This window comes from Deltaproteobacteria bacterium, assembly GCA_016930875.1.
Lineage (GTDB): Bacteria > Desulfobacterota > Desulfobacteria > Desulfobacterales.
Genome location: JAFGFW010000202.1, coordinates 1 through 17,708 on the forward strand (window position 1 = coordinate 1; position 17,708 = coordinate 17,708).

The 17,708-nt window shown below is 50.4% G+C and carries 15 protein-coding genes and 2 pseudogenes; 3 read left to right on the top strand and 14 right to left on the bottom strand.

Features of this window, described 5'->3' with window-relative positions; translation table 11 throughout:
* Nucleotides 1-105: 105 nt before the first annotated feature.
* From hemG to JW883_16730, 8 genes and pseudogenes are all read right to left on the bottom strand, one after another.
* Nucleotides 106-1,554 (bottom strand): protoporphyrinogen oxidase, encoded by a 1,449-nt coding sequence (gene hemG, locus JW883_16695; protein MBN1843904.1) that lies wholly within the window; start codon nt 1,552-1,554, stop codon nt 106-108.
* A gap of 263 nt (nt 1,555-1,817) precedes the next feature.
* Entirely contained in the window at nt 1,818-2,747 is a 930-nt protein-coding gene (gene hemH / locus JW883_16700; protein ID MBN1843905.1) for a ferrochelatase, read from the bottom strand.
* 98 nt (nt 2,748-2,845) lie between these two features.
* Nucleotides 2,846-4,768, bottom strand: a pseudogene (gene hemE / locus JW883_16705) (uroporphyrinogen decarboxylase).
* Between the two features lie 111 nt (nt 4,769-4,879).
* Nucleotides 4,880-5,917: an ABC transporter ATP-binding protein gene (locus tag JW883_16710; GenBank protein MBN1843906.1), complete on the bottom strand. Its 1,038-nt coding sequence runs from the start codon at nt 5,915-5,917 to the stop codon at nt 4,880-4,882.
* Nucleotides 5,914-6,702: an ABC transporter permease gene (locus JW883_16715; GenBank protein ID MBN1843907.1), complete on the bottom strand. Its 789-nt coding sequence runs from the start codon at nt 6,700-6,702 to the stop codon at nt 5,914-5,916. The genes JW883_16710 and JW883_16715 overlap by 4 nt, the downstream gene beginning before the upstream one ends.
* Before the next feature lie 17 nt (nt 6,703-6,719).
* On the bottom strand, nt 6,720-7,709 hold the full coding sequence (wtpA, locus tag JW883_16720) for a tungstate ABC transporter substrate-binding protein WtpA (protein MBN1843908.1): 990 nt from the start codon (nt 7,707-7,709) through the stop codon (nt 6,720-6,722).
* A gap of 27 nt (nt 7,710-7,736) precedes the next feature.
* On the bottom strand, nt 7,737-8,681 hold the full coding sequence (locus JW883_16725; GenBank protein ID MBN1843909.1) for a helix-turn-helix transcriptional regulator: 945 nt from the start codon (nt 8,679-8,681) through the stop codon (nt 7,737-7,739).
* A gap of 400 nt (nt 8,682-9,081) precedes the next feature.
* Nucleotides 9,082-9,321 carry a type II toxin-antitoxin system prevent-host-death family antitoxin gene (locus tag JW883_16730; protein MBN1843910.1) on the bottom strand — a complete coding sequence of 80 codons (240 nt, stop codon included), beginning with the start codon at nt 9,319-9,321 and terminating at the stop codon, nt 9,082-9,084.
* A 217-nt stretch (nt 9,322-9,538) separates the two neighbouring features.
* On the opposite strand from JW883_16730, the gene JW883_16735 reads away from it, so the two are divergent.
* Nucleotides 9,539-10,030 (top strand): HDOD domain-containing protein, encoded by a 492-nt coding sequence (locus tag JW883_16735; GenBank protein MBN1843911.1) that lies wholly within the window; start codon nt 9,539-9,541, stop codon nt 10,028-10,030.
* A 99-nt stretch (nt 10,031-10,129) separates the two neighbouring features.
* On the opposite strand, the gene JW883_16740 is transcribed toward JW883_16735, so the two are convergent.
* The 6 genes and pseudogenes from JW883_16740 to JW883_16765 form a co-directional block, all read right to left on the bottom strand.
* Nucleotides 10,130-12,763, bottom strand: a complete 2,634-nt coding sequence (locus JW883_16740) for an AAA family ATPase (protein ID MBN1843912.1) — start codon at nt 12,761-12,763, stop codon at nt 10,130-10,132.
* Nucleotides 12,760-13,890 carry a DNA repair exonuclease gene (locus tag JW883_16745; GenBank protein ID MBN1843913.1) on the bottom strand — a complete coding sequence of 377 codons (1,131 nt, stop codon included), beginning with the start codon at nt 13,888-13,890 and terminating at the stop codon, nt 12,760-12,762. The genes JW883_16740 and JW883_16745 overlap by 4 nt, the downstream gene beginning before the upstream one ends.
* A 4-nt stretch (nt 13,891-13,894) precedes the next feature.
* Nucleotides 13,895-14,098, bottom strand: a pseudogene (locus JW883_16750) (cell filamentation protein Fic).
* Between the two features lie 460 nt (nt 14,099-14,558).
* Nucleotides 14,559-16,223 (bottom strand): putative DNA binding domain-containing protein, encoded by a 1,665-nt coding sequence (locus JW883_16755; protein ID MBN1843914.1) that lies wholly within the window; start codon nt 16,221-16,223, stop codon nt 14,559-14,561.
* A gap of 86 nt (nt 16,224-16,309) precedes the next feature.
* Complete coding sequence (locus JW883_16760; protein MBN1843915.1) at nt 16,310-16,639, bottom strand: hypothetical protein; 330 nt, start codon at nt 16,637-16,639, stop codon at nt 16,310-16,312.
* Nucleotides 16,640-16,661: 22 nt separating this feature from the next.
* On the bottom strand, nt 16,662-16,796 hold the full coding sequence (locus JW883_16765) for a helix-turn-helix domain-containing protein (protein MBN1843916.1): 135 nt from the start codon (nt 16,794-16,796) through the stop codon (nt 16,662-16,664).
* Between the two features lie 301 nt (nt 16,797-17,097).
* On the opposite strand from JW883_16765, the gene JW883_16770 reads away from it, so the two are divergent.
* Nucleotides 17,098-17,367: a DUF4258 domain-containing protein gene (locus JW883_16770; protein MBN1843917.1), complete on the top strand. Its 270-nt coding sequence runs from the start codon at nt 17,098-17,100 to the stop codon at nt 17,365-17,367.
* Nucleotides 17,367-17,663 (top strand): antitoxin, encoded by a 297-nt coding sequence (locus JW883_16775; GenBank protein MBN1843918.1) that lies wholly within the window; start codon nt 17,367-17,369, stop codon nt 17,661-17,663. The genes JW883_16770 and JW883_16775 overlap by 1 nt, the downstream gene beginning before the upstream one ends.
* Nucleotides 17,664-17,708: the final 45 nt, after the last annotated feature.

The window sequence follows — 17,708 nt, forward strand, 5'->3', positions numbered from 1 at the left end:
AAGGCGCGAGGAGGGCGAATAGCAAGCTATTTAACCGACGAGCAACGCAGCCAGGCGGGATGGACCTGCCTGCCGGCAGGCAGGTCGACGCATCAAAATGTGAAGTTATTTTTGAGCGAGCCCTAAGTCGCGCAGCAGATCTTCAGCGGCGCGTTCGCCTGCTCGGACGCAGTCCGGAACCCCGACCCCTTCAAAACCATTGCCTGCCAGTTGCAAGCCCTGATATCTGCTAATCCGCCGTCGCATGCTTGCCACCCGATCAAGATGACCAACATCGTATTGTGCCATGGATTCAGGCCAGCGGTGCACCATGGCAAAGCGGGGCGGCGTGGCAATACCCAGCAGATTATCCAGATCGAGGCGAACGGCTTCAATGAGCCCTTTGTCATCGCGCTCCAGGATCTCCGGCCTCAGCGCCCCGCCCATAAAGGCGCGGAGCAAGACGTGCCCTTCCGGAGCCCGGCCTTCATATTTTACGCTGCTAAAGGATGCTGCTATGATATTACGCTTTTCCGCGACGGGAACAACGCATCCGAAGGCGTCCAGGGGGTGTGCTATTTGCTCCCGTCTGTAGGCAAGATAAATAACTGCGGAGGATGCATATTGCACGGCTGACAACTGTTCGGCCAGTTCCTTATCCACTCCTGCGAGCAGTGGCGCTGCGTGTTTGGATGGTCCGGCGATGATGACGCCATCTGCTTCAACGCATGTCTCGTCTTTCAGTTCAACCGTCCAACGTGGGATAGTATCAGTACTGGCTTTGTTCGTCACGCGAACAACACGTTCGTTCAATCGAAAGCGAACATGGTTCAAATGATGCTTGAGAGCATTAGTCAGTGTCTGCAGGCCGTCCCTGAAGGTCACAAACATGCCGTAACGTGCGCCACTGCCGGTAGTCTGGCGGTTCTTCCCTTCGGCCCGCATTCCTTTGATCACACTGCCGTATTTGCTTTCCAGATCGAGGAAGCGGGGCATAGTTGCTCTCAGGCTGAGCCTTTCCGGCTTTGCGGTGTAGATGCCGCTAATCAAGGGTTGGACCACGCGGTCCAGGGCCTCGCGTCCAAATCGTCGGATGACAAAGGAAGCCAGTGATTCATCGTCATTGACTTTTCTCGCGGGCAGAAACATTTCTGCTCCCATCCTGAGTTTTCCGGGCAATGAGAAGATCGGCGTGGTGATAACCGGCATGAATCGTGTGGGCGCCATGAGAAGAAACCCTTCGGGAATTGGCATGAGCTTGCCCCGGCGCACTACCATGGCGCTGCGGTGGGCTTCATTGGTGTTTATCAGTTCGGATTCCAAGCCAAGACGGCGAGCCAGGGACAGGGCCCATGGTTTGGCGGTGACAAAGTTGTCAGGGCCGGCATCGATCAAAAAACCATCTCGTTTGATCGTATGAATGACGCCGCCCAAGCGATCACGAGCCTCGATCAACGTGATGTCCAGCGGGTATGTTCCTTTTCGACTTAACTCCGATAGCCGGTAAGCAGCGCTCAGGCCCGTGATGCCTCCTCCGATGATGATAATGCGTTTTGGCTTTTCTTGACTATCCATTTGTGCAATTACCTTGATGCCTCAACGGCGCCACCAAGAAGAAATGCCTAAAGTTTAAAGTGCCTAAAATGCCTAAAATTAAGTGAAGTTAGGGAGTTAGGAACTGTATTCCTAGATTACTAACAACTTTATCTACAGTTTTATTTCATTGTATTTCACGTTAGGCATTTTAGGCACTTTAGCTCATTTTAGGCAGTTCAGTTCAGCTCGGTTCCATACAATATTTGACAACAAATTTACTCCCAGAAAAGGTGCTAAATTCATTATGAAATAACCATGGTTACCATATCAGCCAGGCCATTCACAAATACCTGGTCGTCACTCACTGTCTTGGCGCGGAGCAACGTGATGCCTGCTTGTGTTGCTGTCTCTTTGGCTTCAATGTCAAGGTCGTACAAGACCTCGATATTATCGCATACGAACCCGATGGGCACTGCAACTGCGTGCTTGACCCTGCGGCTTTGCAGGTTTCGCAAAACATCGTTGATGTCCGGCTCGAGCCATGGATCCTGAGGCCGGCCACTGCGGCTCTGGTAGGCCACTTGCCAGTCACCATGATTCAGGTTGTTACTTACGAGTGTTGCCGAAGCATGCACCTGTTTGGCATAGAGTTCGACCTGGGGATCACTGTAGGGCAGACTGTGGGCCGTAAAGAGGATATAGGCCTCCTTGCGATCACGTTCAGGGATCTCTTCCAGGCATTCCCTCACACGGTTTGAAAGGGTTTGGATAAATCCGCCTTGATCGAAGAGCGGTTGAGTATAGGAGACATTCAGCTCTACCCCTGTTTCGGCTATGGCATTGGCAACATCGGCTTGATATTGACCCCAGCTTGATCTGCTCTGGTAAACGGACATGATCACCCCAACTGCCCGTTTGACGCCATCTTGGCTCATCCGTCGCACTGTGTCTGTCAAAAATGGGCGCCAGTTGCGCATGCCCACGTAAACGGGTAGAGGCATATCGCGGTGTTCCAGTGTTGCTCTCAAGGCCTCTGCCTGGCGGAAGGTGATCTCCTTTACGGGCGATTTGCCACCGAAGAGATCATAGTGACGGGCAACATCTTCGAGACGTTCTGCCGGGACGCGGCCTTGTGTAACTCTTGTTAGAAAGGGACGGATGTCCTCGACCGTCTCCGGTCCGCCAAAGGCGATTACTAATACAGCGTCCAAAGGGTTTGGTCTTTTTGTCATAATATTCGGATTTTGGATTTTCTCCGCATCTAGTCAAATCCGTAGTGGGCCTGTGCCCACCATTGCGGCATCCATTCTTCCCCGTGCCCTGTCTGTTCTCACCTCGCGGAGAGTTCGTGGACCGCATCCACAAGTTCAGCCACGTTCTCAGGCGGCATGTCAGGCAAGATGCCGTGGCCCAGGTTGAAAATATGGCCCGGCCGCCCTGCAGCTTTATCCAGAATGGCTTGCACATGGGCCCGGATCTCGTCAGGGGAAGTGTACAACACGATGGGGTCCATGTTGCCCATGACAGCCACGTTATCACCAAGCATGGACCACGCCTCTGCCAGATCGGAGCGCCAATCGAGACCGATGACATCGCCACCGGCTTCCTTCATCAACGGCAACAATGCCGGGTTGCCTGTGCTGAAATTGATCACCGGCGCGGACTTGTCGATTCCGTCAATAAGTCGCTTAACGTGGGGCATGACACACTCTCTGTAATCATCAGGCGATAGAGAGCCGACCCAACTATCAAAGAGCTGGACCGCATCAGCTCCAGCTGCGATTTGGCCGTTCAGGTATTCAATCAAGATATTGGTCAGACGTTCCATGAGTGCATGCCACGTAGCTTTGTCACGGTACATCATGGTCTTGGTTTTCACGTAGTGGGCTGATTTGCCGCCTTCGATCATGTACGAGGCTATGGTAAACGGGGCTCCGGCAAAACCGATTAATCCGATATCCGGCCGCAAGGCACGGCGTGTGATCTTCAGGGCATCAAATACATAAGCGAACTCGCTCACATCAGCTTTCCTCAAGCTGTGCACGTCTTCGCGCGTGCGCACGGGGTTGTGGATAACCGGGCCTTCACCCTTTACGAATTCCAGATGCAACCCCATAGGCTCTGTGACAAGAAGAATATCTGCGAAAATAATTGCCGCGTCCACACCGAGGCGGTCTACGGCCATCAAAGTCACTTCAGCAGCAAGCTCCGGGGTTTTACATAACTCCAGCATGGTCACTTTTTTCCTGATCTTCAGGTATTCACGCTGGTACCGGCCGGCTTGCCTCATGATCCAGACAGGCGTGTATGGGGTCGGTTCTCGCCGGCATGCCTTTACAAACACAGAATCCGTTGCAGAAGCCTCCCCGCTGTCGCCCGGTTGCCAAACCATGTCAATACGCTGCCATTGGTTTGTATTGACACCGTTCTTGCAGGCCGCGCGTTTTTTGGAGAGCAGATCGCGTCCGCGTCGGGCCATCTCACGGACAAGGTGCGCCATATTCGTTCTGTCAGGTTCGTAATCAACGGTTAGTTCTTGTTCCACAATGGCTCGACTGGCAACAGGTCCCACAGATCCGATGCAAATCCGTTTGAATGCTTCCCGCAGTTTTCTTTCAACGCCATCCATCTTGGCTACCTTGAACAGGTGCTGAACCTGGATCCCGCTGGTGAACAATGCAAAGTCCACACACGGACTCTTTCCGGCAATGATATCCCGGATAGCCTGGTGGAGTGGTTGCAGATCTTCCGGCAGATCCCATCGATAAAGGGGCACTGCCACGACTTCAGCTCCCCGCTCCTCCAACCCTTTGATCAGATCGGGATTCGAGTTGCCGTACTCTTGAATCGCCACTCTTTTTTTGTCTACTGCATAGGTCTCGTCGAGTCTGGTCAGTAAATCCTTCCACGTGTAGGGTTCTGGAACCAGAATAGCAGGCGCCAACCCCATGTCCCGCAATGCAGAAGCGGGCTTTGGTCCCAACGCAACCAACTTGACCGACCTGAGCGCTTCAATAACTTGCCGGGTCTCATATTTTATGGCTAGTGTCTTGATTAGAAGCCGCGTGCCAACACCCGTCATGAGGACCAGCACGTCGATCCAACCGGCTAGAAGCAGCTTGGCAAACTTGAGGGCTTCAGTGTTATGCTCAAGAGGAATCTCGCGCATGCTTGGAGCATTGACGGGTTTTCCCCCTGCTTGTCTGATGAGGTCGGCGATTTCAGTTGACTGCCGACCTGCAAATGAGACGACTCTGCTGTCTTGAAAATCAATGGGCACAATAATCCTCTAAGGTGTGTAAGTATTGAAAAAGATTCTTATTTATTTTTATTACTATAGGAAAAGACTGCCGATATGTCAACTTCAAAAAACGTGGATGGCAGATGATGGTATGGCGATGTGGATTTCTTGTGTTTCCGAGGGATCTATCTCAAAAAGAGCGCTCTTTGTGAGCATGGCCCTGAAAACCACCTCTTCCGTGCTGACGGAGACTTCGTAGTAAAGACCTCGATCGATTATGTCAGATACTCTTGCCTTGAAGACGTTAAGGCCATTGTTGGATGGCCTTAACTTGCTGATGGAAACATCCTCCGCCCTGATGCCTACGTAGCGTTTACGGCCTTCAGGCGGGGCTTGGAGACATAACTCCAGATTGTCCACAATTGCCCGGTTCTTATTGAACGTAGCCGGGAAGATATTCTTCATGCCAACAAATTCAGCCACAAAAGGGGTGGCCGGCCGTTGAAAAACTCGAGACACAGGATCGATTTGCTCGATCTTGCCAAGATTGATGATGGCCATTCGTTCACCAAGGAACAGCGCTTCAGCAAAATCGTGGGTGACCATCAAGAACGTGATTCGCAACTCTTCATGGAGTTTTTTGAGCACTTGCCGGATGTCTTCTCGAAAATTCGGGTCCAGAGCAGAGAGCGGTTCGTCAAGAAGCAATACTGAGGGATTTACGGCCAGGGCACGGGCCAGGGAGACTCTCTGTTTTTCTCCTCCGCTCAGATTGTGGATGGAGCGGTCAACCAAGTGCGAGAGATTCAACTGGTCAATCAGTCTGTCCAGATTTTTCTGTGTGGGTTGCTCATCGATTTTGCGGTAGCGCAAACCGTACGTGATGTTTTTGAGCACTGTGAGGTGGGGAAAGAGGGCGTAATCCTGATAGACGATCCCCATCCCGCGCTTTTCAGGAGGGAGATGAGTCACATCCTTTCCGGCCACTATTATTTGCCCACTGGTCACCGGCGCCAATCCCATGATGGCCTCCAGCACCAGGGTTTTGCCTGCTCCGGTCGGGCCGAGAAGTGTGAAGAATTCACTCTTTTCAATAGACAGATCAATGTCCTGGATTGAAAATCTCGGCAAATCAATACGGAGTTTGTTTAGTTGGATCATGCTTTTACCTGTTTAGGAAGTGAAACGATTCTTAGAAGGAGAAACAGCAATAGAGAAACCAGAATTAGCCAGACGGCCACTGGTTGCGAATACTTGAGTCCGTACGCAGTGAAACGCTCGTAGATCATAACAGGCGCAATCATGGGGTGGTATGCAATAATGACTATTGCCCCGAATTCACTGATGGCCCTGGCTGTGCACATGATCATCCCGACCAGCATGCTTCTCCAGGCCAGTGGAAACGTGATGCGGAAGAAGGTGCCGGTCATGGATGCTCCGAGACTGCGTGAGACTTTTTCAAGGCGCTTCGGAATGGCTTCGAATCCTGCCTTGGCTGTGTTTATGTAGAATGGCAACCCAACAAATACCATCACCAAGACAATTCCTGTCACGCTTCCCATGATACGAATTCCAAACGCATGCATGAACTGGCCCAGCCAGTGGTCTTTGCCGGCAACACTCAGAAGAGCAATGCCCACAACAGGATGGGGAATCATTATGGGGAGATCCACAACGCTCTCTATGAACTTTTTTCCAAAAAAAGTCTTGCGCGCGATAAGATAAGCGAAAGGCGTGCCAATAATAAACGATATGAGCGCCGCCAGGCCTGACGCATAGATACTAAGCCAGATGGAGTTGACTACGTCCCTGTCGGTTATAGCCTCCTTAAGATTACTAAATGAGGGCTGGGCCACCATCTCGATAAGGGGAAGCAGGATGAAGAACAGAATGATCGAGGTCGAGAAAATGGTCAACCAAATGAATGGATCAGGTCTCTTTCGCATTCTATGCTTTCACACTGCTACTTTTTGACCTCAACCAGCTTCTGAAGAGATGGGGGAAGCATGGCTTTCATTTCTGCAGTGGGGACTTTGCATGGAACAAAGGGCGGTTGGCCCATTTCCCTGAAGATCTTCAGGCCGCCATCAGGATCGATTACATATTCCAAGAAGGCCAGGGCGGCCTTCGGATTTGGTCCATCTTTGATCATGGTGATCCCGTAGGTGCAGGATTTGCCTGTGCGCGTCATCCAGGTTCCCGGTTTTTTCCCGGTCACTTTCACGGAGGCTTGTTTGTAAAAACTGTCATTTTTGTGATTGCCTAAATTGATCTTATCAGGAAGAACCACGTATTCTAGCTCATGCTGGACCGCCACGGAGAGGTACTCCCACGCGTAGTCCATGTGCCCTGTTTTTAAGAGGAAAACGAGCTCAACTGATTTGGGCCTGATATTTTCCTTGGGCCGGTTGGCGATCAGGCTTTCATAAAGTCCTGGCTTATTGTAGTGTTTTTCAGCCAACTGCAGCACCATGAGGCTCCGGTAGCCGCAGGGGTCAAGATTGGGATCCGCATGTCCCCAGACGACCCCTTTTCGGCCTAGGATGTCGTACCAGTTATCGGCATTAACCTCGTTTGCAAAGCGGCTCTTGTCCGTATAGCAGAGAACCAGTTGGTTGGTTGCAAAACGGATGTTCCACACCGCATATTCGGGAATCAGGGTCTTGTCTATAACCTTAAAATCAGCAGAAGCCATTATATCGGCAGGCTTGTGAAGTTCTGAAATCATACGTGCCATCTTGGTGCTCCCGCCTCCCTCACGCAGTACATCCACCTTGGGATACCTGGCTTCAAAGATTTTTTCCATCTTGGCAAAAGGCACTGTCAGGCTCCCTGCATGGAAGATGACAACCTTGCCCTGAGGTTCGGCTCCAACACAAAACGGGTAGAAAACCACTGCGGCCAGAAAAACAACCACCAGAAAGCTCTTTACCGACTTGTCAACTCTTGTCATCGCTTGTTTCTCCTCTTAGAATTGCCCCTATTTCTCCCTATTCGGTCTTGATTGCTGCGGGAAGACCATTTTGCCACGAAGACTCAGGTCATATCCGTCCAGTTCCTGAGCCATCTCGCGGAATTCAGACTCCGAAAGAAGGCCTAAGAAGAGCTGGACTTCGTGCAAGAAGAAGCGATCTTTCGGGATAACGAGATCGTATCGCTCCCAGCGCAGGGGAATGAAGCCCAAACCCAAAAGCCCTGCAACGGGTCTTATGGCAGGGGCCGTATCTGCTCGGCCTGAGAGCACCTCTATGGCGACATCGAGATGGCTTCTGAATTCCTGCTCGTAACCTTGAATCTCTTTCGCTTGAAGGCCGGCCTTTTCAAGTTCCCGGTCAAGAAGAAGCCGTGTGCCTGTGCCTTGAGGACGATTGGCGATCCTTATGCCGGGTTGACCCAGATCAGAGATACCGTCGATCCCCTTGGGATTTCCTTCGGCTACGAGGAGTCCTTGTTCTCTTCGACAAAAATTCACCACAGCCGGCAATTCACCCCCGAGTTCCTGGTAGGCAAAGTCAAAATTATATTCCTTTTCATCCTCCTGCATAAGATGGCTTGATGCAACGTGGCAGAGGCCTCGGCCCAAGGCCTTGAGTCCTCCAAGGCTGCCCACGTTGCCAAAGACGGCCAAATGGTCCGGGTAGACGCGATTGAAAAGCGCTATAGTCTTGTCCAGAAGGATGTCATGACTTCCCGCAATGGCGAGCATCCCGGGTGAGGGAGGAAGGTGGGCTGATCTGGGGTAGTTGATGATATGGCTTTCCAGCCACTGTTCCACCAAACGGCGGGGGAAGAGCCATTTCCCCGTAACCTTGCTGGCCGGGAGCCCCTTTTCGGAGACAAGGGAATAGACCATCTTTTCGTTTACATCCAGAAACTGAGCCACCTCTTTTGTGCTGAGAAAGGCTTGGTCATTGCTTTTTTTCATTACTCTAACACTCCAGGTTCCATGCGACATCCGTTACTCAGGATTATGAAAGCATTTTCTACAGTTTAAGTTAGACTTTGTCAAGCAAAAAAGCCGGCTAGGGGAGAAAGGGGCTATATGTACGAAAAGCAACTAATATTAACAGGCCTTGGTCCTGGATTGTGGAATTCGCAATTTTTCAATTCCGGTTTATCCGGGATTAAATTAGGGCACTTCCAGAAAATCGGAAGTGATAAAACTCAGAATGTGGCGGGTCTACGGAAGGAATAGAGCGGCCGAGATATTAGGGCCAAAACCGAGCACGCTGTTAGTGAATCCAACAGATCTTCTGTTTCACGGGTGGCTTCATCTGAAAAACACCAAGCCATAGTAGCCGAACAATCCAATACAAACTCCTTCATCAGGCTCTCCCTTCATCGATCATGTCCCGAATTTTCAGCCCGCTTAAGCGATTGCGACCTTGAATCTCCTTGATTTCTTTAATGGCGAGACGAATCTGGCTTTGATCGGTTTTGGAAGCAGATATAAGTTTTGCTACAGGTTTGCCCCTGTTTGTAATGAGAAATTCTTGACCTTTTCGCACCTTTGCGAGTAATTCTGACAGGCGAGTCTTGGCTTCGTGTGTTCCTATCTGTTCCATGAAAAACCTCCATAGAATGGATATAATAAGTTAGTTTATAAATTCGTTTACTTCAATTATTTCATCGATGCAAGGCCCCCGGTTTCCGATTTTATGTCCCAAAAGTGGGATTGAATTACACTACATGGTATGATGGCCTCAGCCGGGGAACGAAGGGAGCCCGTAGGGCGACCGGAGTTCCCCGGCAGGCAGCAGAGAAAGGAAGATACCAAGGGTGGTGAACAAAATAGAGAGTATGACCCGCAGCGCTTATTGTGATATTGAAAAGGTGAGTCAACTGATCAGCGGGGAACCGGCACTGCTTGCCCAGATCCTCAAAGTCGTTAATTCTGCCTATTTCGGCCTCCCCAGGGAAATTACAAGGGTGAGCTATGCCATTGCCTTTTTGGGGCTCAACCAGCTTCACCCCATGGTCCTTCCCCTGTCCGTCATCAATACCCTAGATGTCCATGACAAGGATGAACTCCACGGCTTTTGGTTTCACTCCTTTTATACGGCCATTTCTACGAAGTACCTGGCAAGAAAGTACGAGCCACTACTGTCCTACGAAGAATTATGGTCAGCAGCCATGCTTCACGACATAGGCAAACTCGTCTACCTGAAGTTTTTTCCTGACCATTACCGAGCACTAAGGGATTTCTGCAACGAGCATGGTCGTCTATTTAGCGAAGCAGAAAAGCATTTTTCACTGCCCTCAAGCGCTTATTAGGGATTAAATTTTTGTGATACACAAGCATCTGAGACTTCACAAAGCTGATAGAGGGCCAAAGGCAGGTTTGCTGTGCAGACAGCCTTGAACCCGCCGCGATCATCCCAATCGAACCACTGTTGCCTCACCGATATTGCTGTACCGGTCTGGGACACAAGTGAGGATGATGATTTGACATTCTTGACCCGCCTTCGCAAGGACGGCTCCCATCAATTTAAGCCTCTCAGGGTCTGTATATCCCAGAGCATCATCCAAAATGAGAGAGGCCCCGCCGTCCTTTGAAACGGTCATCGCACAGGCCAGACGAGATATCAGAGAGATCTGTTCTTTGGTGCCCCCGCTCAAGGAATCGAATGGGACATTGCAACCATCCATCGTCCGACTGGCAACCGACAGATTCTCAGTCACCTCAACCTCAAAGGAGTCATTGAATACCAATCGTCCGAGCCTCTCGATTTTCTCTTTCAGGGGAGCCACATAGGCCCTACGCGCCTTATCTCGTTCCTCTTTCATGGTTACATACAACAACTTAGCTGCCGATGCTCTCCGTATCATCGCTATATTTTCTTGCCGTATGTAATTGAAATGACTCTGGGCTGCTTGGAGCTTTTCATGCAAACCCTCTTCACCGAATACCTTGAGGCGAGTTCGTACCTCTGTGTTTTCTTGCTGCGCCGCTTCACGCTTTTTCTCTACCGTTTGCAGAGAACCTTTCGCGGTTTCCGCCAGGGTTCTCACTCGGTCAGGTTCCTTGCCGCGAAGATTTGCCTCGGCAGACTTGACGTTCTCCTCTTCTTTATGGACAGCCTTGGTGCACTTGAAAAGCTCCGATTCGAGGTCGTCATCCGGGGTGTCCCTCCGGGATCGCGAAAGCTCGTCTTCAGCGCGTTTTAGTTCATCAGCCTTAAGGTCAAGCTCCACCCTTGCTTTCTGGTATCGTTCTCTCAGTCCATCTCGCACCTTGCGGGCCGAATCCAGTTCTGTTCTGGCTTCTTCCCATGCCTTGTTGGCCTTTTCAAGCCCGGCCTCCGCATTTCGTAGTTCCTCCTTTGCGGATTCCAGGTTCGGAGGAAGATTGGGTTCCGGTACCCGGGCAGTGGGATAAGCAGGAACACCTTTTCCCAGTCCTATGACTTTTCTTTCCAGTTCTTCATAATTGAGATCGCGCAGGTTTTCTTTCTCGATCTCCTTTCGTCTCGCTATAGTCTGCTGTGCTTTCCGTCTCGCTTCAAAATATTGTCTCGCCTCATCCGCATTGCTTACTCCTGCATTATTGCATGAGGCATCAAGCTTTTGCTTTGCTTTCTCGACCCTTTTTAGGAGATCAGATGAACTTGATCCAGCGGTCAAGTCCATCTGCAAAGATCCTGGAATCGTAACGCGAACCCGATCAGACACTGCTAGACTACGCTTCTCGTCTTTTGCGATACTAGTATGCTCACCATCTATCTGGAAGTCGAGATCGGTCAGTCCTCGTAGCAGAACACTCGGTGCGCCTGTCTCCAACATCGCCTGAGCTGTAATTAGCGAGCGCTCAACCTTCTGTATTGCGTTCAGAGTTTCTTCGTCTACACTGTTTTTCGTCAGTACTTCATCAGCAAGAGCCGCCTCTTCCCGGGCACGATCTATGCGCTCTTTACGTTCCTTCAGTTGTTCCAAATGCAGCTTATTGTTGAAGTAATCAAAATCTGAACGACGCAGATTAAGAAGTGATTCGGCCGCTTTGCGTTGCACTTCGGCTGTGGCCGAATCCGATTGTGCTTTCTCCATATCGGTCTCCGCCTTCTTGACGGATGCGGTCGATGATTTGCTGGTTTCTTCGAGTTTTGCGTGTGCTTTTTGGGCTTTGGAGGCAGCGTCGATAAGGTCTTGGCGTATCGCCTTATCACGCTTTGCGGCCTGTTCAGATTTTCGTGCCGATTCCAACTTAAGACGAGCGGTTTCCAGAGCGGTTTCCAGGTTTTTGATTTCATCGAGGGACTTCGTGTATTCAGAAAGATCTCCGCGGAGATCCTGCTCTTGTTTCTTCAATCGTTCCAGTTCCAGGCCGAGATCTGCAGCGCGAACTATATCCTTTTCCAGGTTCTGAATCTGTTTTTCCAGTGAAACAACTTCTGTCTGTGATTCCGCCTGGGCTTTTTGGGCCTCCTGCAATTCCTTTTTTTCGCTGCCGCGTTCCGTGAAATAGCGTCCGTACTCCTCCCGAACCTTATCGAAAAGGCTTTCCTCTCGTGGATCTGCCTGTTGACCACCCGCAGCAATATCTAGAGCGGCCGATAATGATGTCTGCCTTGATAAATTGGCCTGCCGGATCGCTTCACCTTGCTGAATGCAAAGTGCTTTCCACAGATCTATGTCTATGGTTTCGCGGAGAATCTCCTCGGCACGTTCATGAGCTTCACGCCCGGTGTGGTTTTCCATGTTGGGACTTGTGATAGTCAGGGTAGTCTCCGGTTTTTTGTAAAACCTCTTGAAGTAAGTAAAACGGTAGGGACCGCTTTCTGCTTCCAATTCAATTTCGGGACCTGCGTCATGATGCACAGGCCTGACTGCGTCGACACTTCGGTGCTTACTCGAATCGAGATAATCGAAAAGAAGACCTATTGCCTCGCTGAGGCTGGTTTTTCCCGTTTCATTCGGACCCTCTACAATGGTTAAGCCATTGGGGCCGAATTGTACCTCGGATTCATCAATTCCCCGGTAATTGGCCAGCCGGAGGCGAAGGAGTCTCATAATTCCCTCCCTGAAAGTCTAACGAGGAGAGCAAGGGCATCGCGTGAAGTGACAGCATCGGGACCTGATTCTTGAACATTTGACCGCAACCGTTCAACGGTACTACTGGCAAAACCCGAAAACCCAAGGTCTGTGAAATCGGCATCTTCCGGAATTACGGCGAGATTGTCCATGCGTGTTTCGACTGCGCCCAGAATATCTTGAGCATGAGAAATAAGTTCTTCAAGCTCGCTATGGAGTGATAGAGAGAGCGCGCCGACAAAACGCAATTTGACAACGGTTCGTTCTTTGTTTTCAAGATTTTCAACCCAGGCACGTAGCGCATCGATGTCCTCTTTGGAATTTAGGTCTATTTGTTCACGCTCGATGAATTTCCATCTTCCGATATTCACCTCTTTTGTAGTTACGCCCTCATTGTTGATTGTAACGACAAGGGCAAAGCCCGGTTTCACCTCGTTATAATCCGTTTGCTCGGCAGTGCCTGCGTACCACACGCAACCGCTGTCACCGACCTCGGTGAGAGAATGTCGATCTCCGAGAGCCAGGTAATGAATTTTGTTCTGTGCTATCGCGGTTTCGGCTGAACGAAGAGAAATAAGAGCTGGATCGTCAGGATTTGGAGAAAGGCTGTCCACCATCCCATGGGCAACACAAACACGCAGAGTATCGACAATGGGTTCAAGTTTTCCTGTCGTCAAAGCAACCAGATCTTGCAGAGGGCGTTTCGATGCCCAGGGTATCCCTATTATCTCAATGCCTTCGTCAACGCGAATGGGATTCGTGTCCTCAATCACATGGACATGGGGCGGTTTGCGCTCTAAAAAAGTCGTGCTGCGGTAAACGGATGCCGCGTTGAGCGGATCATGGTTGCCGGGGAGCAGGTATACAGAAACCGGCACATCCTTCAAAGCCTCGATGGCGCGCAAGACGGTCTTTCGGTCAACCAGGTTTGACTCGAATACATCGCCGCATACCACCACAAACCGGCAATCCTCCTCTTCGGCCATGCGACCAAGTTCACGGATGGCATCAAATCGGGACTGGGCGAATCTCTCCTGAACCCCTTCAGAAAAGAAGTGCCGGGTCATCCCTAACTGCCAGTCACCTGTATGCAGAAAGCGCGTCACGTGTTCATTCCTTAATAATGACATCCAGATTGTAGTAATGGGTGGGTTTGGTAGAAAATTCGGAATTTCCGAATTTTCTCATCACCTGTTCTTCCACAAGCTCCCCTTCTTTAAAGATGTTCTTGATGTGTTCATTGATGGTGGATTTGGCTTTGCCGAAAAGCTGTGCCATCTGATCCTGGATGAGCCAGACGGTTTCTTCCTGCATCGAATGGGATCAGTTCAAATCCCCGCTCGCGTATCCCTTCAAGAATCCCTTCCTCCAGGAGAAGCCCATCGGGATCGGCAACCAGTGTCAGACGAGCCACCTTTGGAGTAAACTCCTTGAGAATCTGGTCGCGCCAGCTATTCATAAAAGACTCCAACCGCGAATGGACGCGAATGAACGCTAATAAAAGATGATAATAAGTCATGTTCATTCGTGGTTCTCCTGCTTGGTCACAGTCCGACTGAACAAGTTGCTCGAAGTTGGTCACAGGCCTGGTCACTACCAGGTAGGTTAGCATCCTGCCGGGTGAATAATAGCCATTTATGATCCCGTAAATGGATTCATGATTCCTTTTCCGGTTCGACGTTGAATACGGCTGGATATACGCCAAGCGTATAAGCTTATGCGCGCGCTCATATCGCCGCTCGTAAAATGCGTGCGCGCTCGTATTTTACGAGCGCTACTCATAAACAACCCCCTTGCCCTTGCCTTTAGGAACGATTTTTCCGCCTTGAGTCAATCTTTTCAGTAAGCGTGTCGCTTGAAATGGACTAATCCGGCAAAGTTCCGCCGCCTCCGCCCGTTTGATGGAACCGTGCTTGTCGATATAGGCCAGAACCATCTGTTTCTGCTGGATGGGGTCGAATCCGGCTTGTCGGACATAGGCGGCTTTCTGACCGGCATGCTGGTACACCTTGGCGCTCAGGGTGTAAGTGCGGCCCCGTCCGCTTCCGTGGGCATCCACCAGGCCGGCTTCCACCAGCTTTTCGAGCGAGGTGCGTGTTGCCTGTTCGGACTTCTGGGTATCGGCGGTCAGGTCCGCGGTGGTCAGACGTCGCTCATGACGCAAGCGGGAAAGGATGATCAGGCTGTCGATCGGCATGGCGGTTCCGGTCTGCTCCTCGTGGCGCAGAATCATTTCCAGAAACCCGGTATCGGCATCTGACTTGGTCAGCATGAGCACGACGGAGGTGGCATCCGACATTGCATAATCCGGAGCTGGACGACCGTAGCGCAGCATGCCTTCATAGATCCGATCAATACCACGACCTGTACGTTCGGCGAGTCCGATCCGCTTTACAATATCCGCTAAGAGGGGATTGCGGGAGCGTGGTGCGGCTACCAGCAGGTTGTGCAGTGTGATGCCTTCCACAAAGCCGCCCGGGCTGGAAAGTGTCAGCCCATCATCGTCGAGGCGGACATGAACCGCACCCAGCCTGGAATAATCGCGATGCACCAGTGCGTTGATAAATGCTTCCCGGAAAGCCCGGCGGTCGTAATTCGGGATTGGCACACGGAAAAGCCCCACTTGAATTTCCTGCTCATCGATATGGGCTTTGAAAAGCAGCTCTACTTCTTCGAAGGTCTGCAGCAGTGGTTTCCTTAAAAACTCATTGACCCGAACATCCGTGCCTTCTAAAACTTGAAAGGCGACTTCATGGGCAGGTACGTGATTTCGCAGGATTTCTTCAGGACCCATTAGGAGAAGGCCTGCGACTGTTGGTTTTCGAACGCCTTCGATAGTAGTGACGAGGCCCAATGCATCGTCTAACTCTTCGTCAGCCAGGGGAAGCAGCGCCGTGTCGCCGCCATATCGACGGATTGACTCCCGTATCCTTTGGCGCTGCAAGGGATTCAGAGCTTCGGCTGTGAGCGATGTAAGTGGAATTGCCGAGGGATCAACAAGCCCCATGGAAGACTGGCGCTGTATAAATTCGTGCGGGTAGAAGGGCACAGCTTCGGGTTTTCCGTTTGTCAACAGGCGACGGCGTAAGAGCAGGCCCTCTGAAGTGGAAACTATAGATCTGGTTTTGGGTACCTGGACTACAACAATCGTTTTGCCATCTAAATCAAACAGCTCTGCTCTCAATGCTATGGACGGATTGGTCTTATTGGCAATCAGGGCGGCAAGTCCGGCGGAATCTTGGTGATTGGGATAGGCACCGGTAACTGTTCCATCGTCTTCCACACCAAGAAACAACGTGCCACCCTCTGTGTTGGCCAGGGCAACAATAGCCGCCACCAGTTCCCTATCAGGTAACGGTTTTCGATCGCTCTTGAACTCAACCGTGAGCGTCTCGCCCTTTGTCAGAGTATCCCTCAATTTGTGTTCATTCGCGTTCATTCGCGGTTCCTATTCCAATACAATCCATGCTTTTCCGGGCTCCTTGCCCTTGGTGAGTTGATCCAGGTAATCCTCAAACCGTTGTTTCATCTGCGCAGACGAAGACCGTCCAGGTCAACTCTCTGGCCTTTAATCCCAGGGTACGTTGCAGCGTATCTCGATTCTTGGCACCTTTCAGAACGGAGAGCAATTGCGGGCTTGCGGACGTCCTTTTCACCCGGTTCCAACAGGCGTGAATCGTCACCGAACACATCGCCGCATACCACCATAAACTGGCAATCCTCTTCTTCGGCAATGCGCCCAAGTTCGCGGATGGCATCAAATCGGGATTGGGCAAATCTCTCCTGAACCGCTTCCGAGAAGAAGTGCCGGGTCATTCCCAACTGCCAGTCACCTGTATGGGAAAAATGGATCATTTGTTATTCCTTTGCCGACTTTTCAGCCATGGCGCATCATGTCATCGACTTCTTTTTTCCGAAATTTCCACAGGCGACCGATCTTGTGCCCAGGCATATTTCTTTCACTTATCCACCTGTAAACGGTATCCCGCTTGATGCCGAGATAAGCCGCAATATCGTCTACGGAGAGCCACCTGTCTGCGTGCGGCTACGCACAGGCAGATCGATCTTCCATCTCGACCATCTCTCAGACTCCTAACGGTACTTTTATTTTCGAATGAATATACTCGCCAAAGGCGGAAAGGGAGGGCATACGCACTTCTCACATCATAAAGTCGAGCCATAATACCCTGCTTTATCCCGATCGTAAACCGTTGTTTTCCGTATTAGTATGGTTTAGTCCGTTCTCGAAAAAATGAATTATTGCATTGTGTCTTAGTGTTGACAAAGGGCAGACAAAAGCGTATATTTGCAACATGAAATATTTGAATTGGAATATCAAAAAAAACGAGATTTCGAAGGTTGAGCGCGGGATTTCCTTTGAGGAAATTGTTTACCTGATCGAATCAGGTCAGATACTCGGAATTGAAGAAAATCCAGCACGACCTAATCAGAAAATGTATATCCTGGAAATTGAGAATTATGCCATTGTTGTACCTTTTGTGGAAAACGATAATGAAATTTTTCTTAAAACAGCCTTTCCAAGCCGAAAATATACAAAACACTACGGCTTAAAGGGGGAATAATGAAAAAAATTAGAAAAAAGGCATTTGAACCGATTGATAAAGAAGAAAAAGAGTTGATGGAATCAATCGAACGAGACGAGTGGCGCCCTGTTAAGAATATCGACCAGGAAAAAAAGAAGGCCATGGCAGCAGCTCGAAACACCCTGAGAAAAGATAAGCGCATAAATCTCCGTCTGACGCAGAAGGATTATCATCAAATTCAGACTAAGGCTATTGAAGAAGGCATACCATATCAAACACTTATTTCCAGTATTGTGCATAAGTATCTGAATGGTTTGCTAACTCCAAGGTCATAGGTGGAAACACAACAAGGCGTTCAAGATTGACGGGCAGGGATCCGA

Coding starts and splice junctions, on each gene's coding strand:
- hemG (MBN1843904.1), bottom strand. CDS start 1,554: ATGGATAGTCAAGAAAAGCCAAAACGCATTATCATCATCGGAGGAGGC.
- JW883_16725 (MBN1843909.1), bottom strand. CDS start 8,681: ATGAAAAAAAGCAATGACCAAGCCTTTCTCAGCACAAAAGAGGTGGCT.
- hemH (MBN1843905.1), bottom strand. CDS start 2,747: ATGACAAAAAGACCAAACCCTTTGGACGCTGTATTAGTAATCGCCTTT.
- wtpA (MBN1843908.1), bottom strand. CDS start 7,709: ATGACAAGAGTTGACAAGTCGGTAAAGAGCTTTCTGGTGGTTGTTTTT.
- JW883_16710 (MBN1843906.1), bottom strand. CDS start 5,917: ATGATCCAACTAAACAAACTCCGTATTGATTTGCCGAGATTTTCAATC.
- JW883_16740 (MBN1843912.1), bottom strand. CDS start 12,763: ATGAGACTCCTTCGCCTCCGGCTGGCCAATTACCGGGGAATTGATGAA.
- JW883_16770 (MBN1843917.1), top strand. CDS start 17,098: ATGAAATATTTGAATTGGAATATCAAAAAAAACGAGATTTCGAAGGTT.
- JW883_16760 (MBN1843915.1), bottom strand. CDS start 16,639: ATGATCCATTTTTCCCATACAGGTGACTGGCAGTTGGGAATGACCCGG.
- JW883_16730 (MBN1843910.1), bottom strand. CDS start 9,321: ATGGAACAGATAGGAACACACGAAGCCAAGACTCGCCTGTCAGAATTA.
- JW883_16775 (MBN1843918.1), top strand. CDS start 17,367: ATGAAAAAAATTAGAAAAAAGGCATTTGAACCGATTGATAAAGAAGAA.
- JW883_16715 (MBN1843907.1), bottom strand. CDS start 6,702: ATGCGAAAGAGACCTGATCCATTCATTTGGTTGACCATTTTCTCGACC.
- JW883_16755 (MBN1843914.1), bottom strand. CDS start 16,223: ATGAACGCGAATGAACACAAATTGAGGGATACTCTGACAAAGGGCGAG.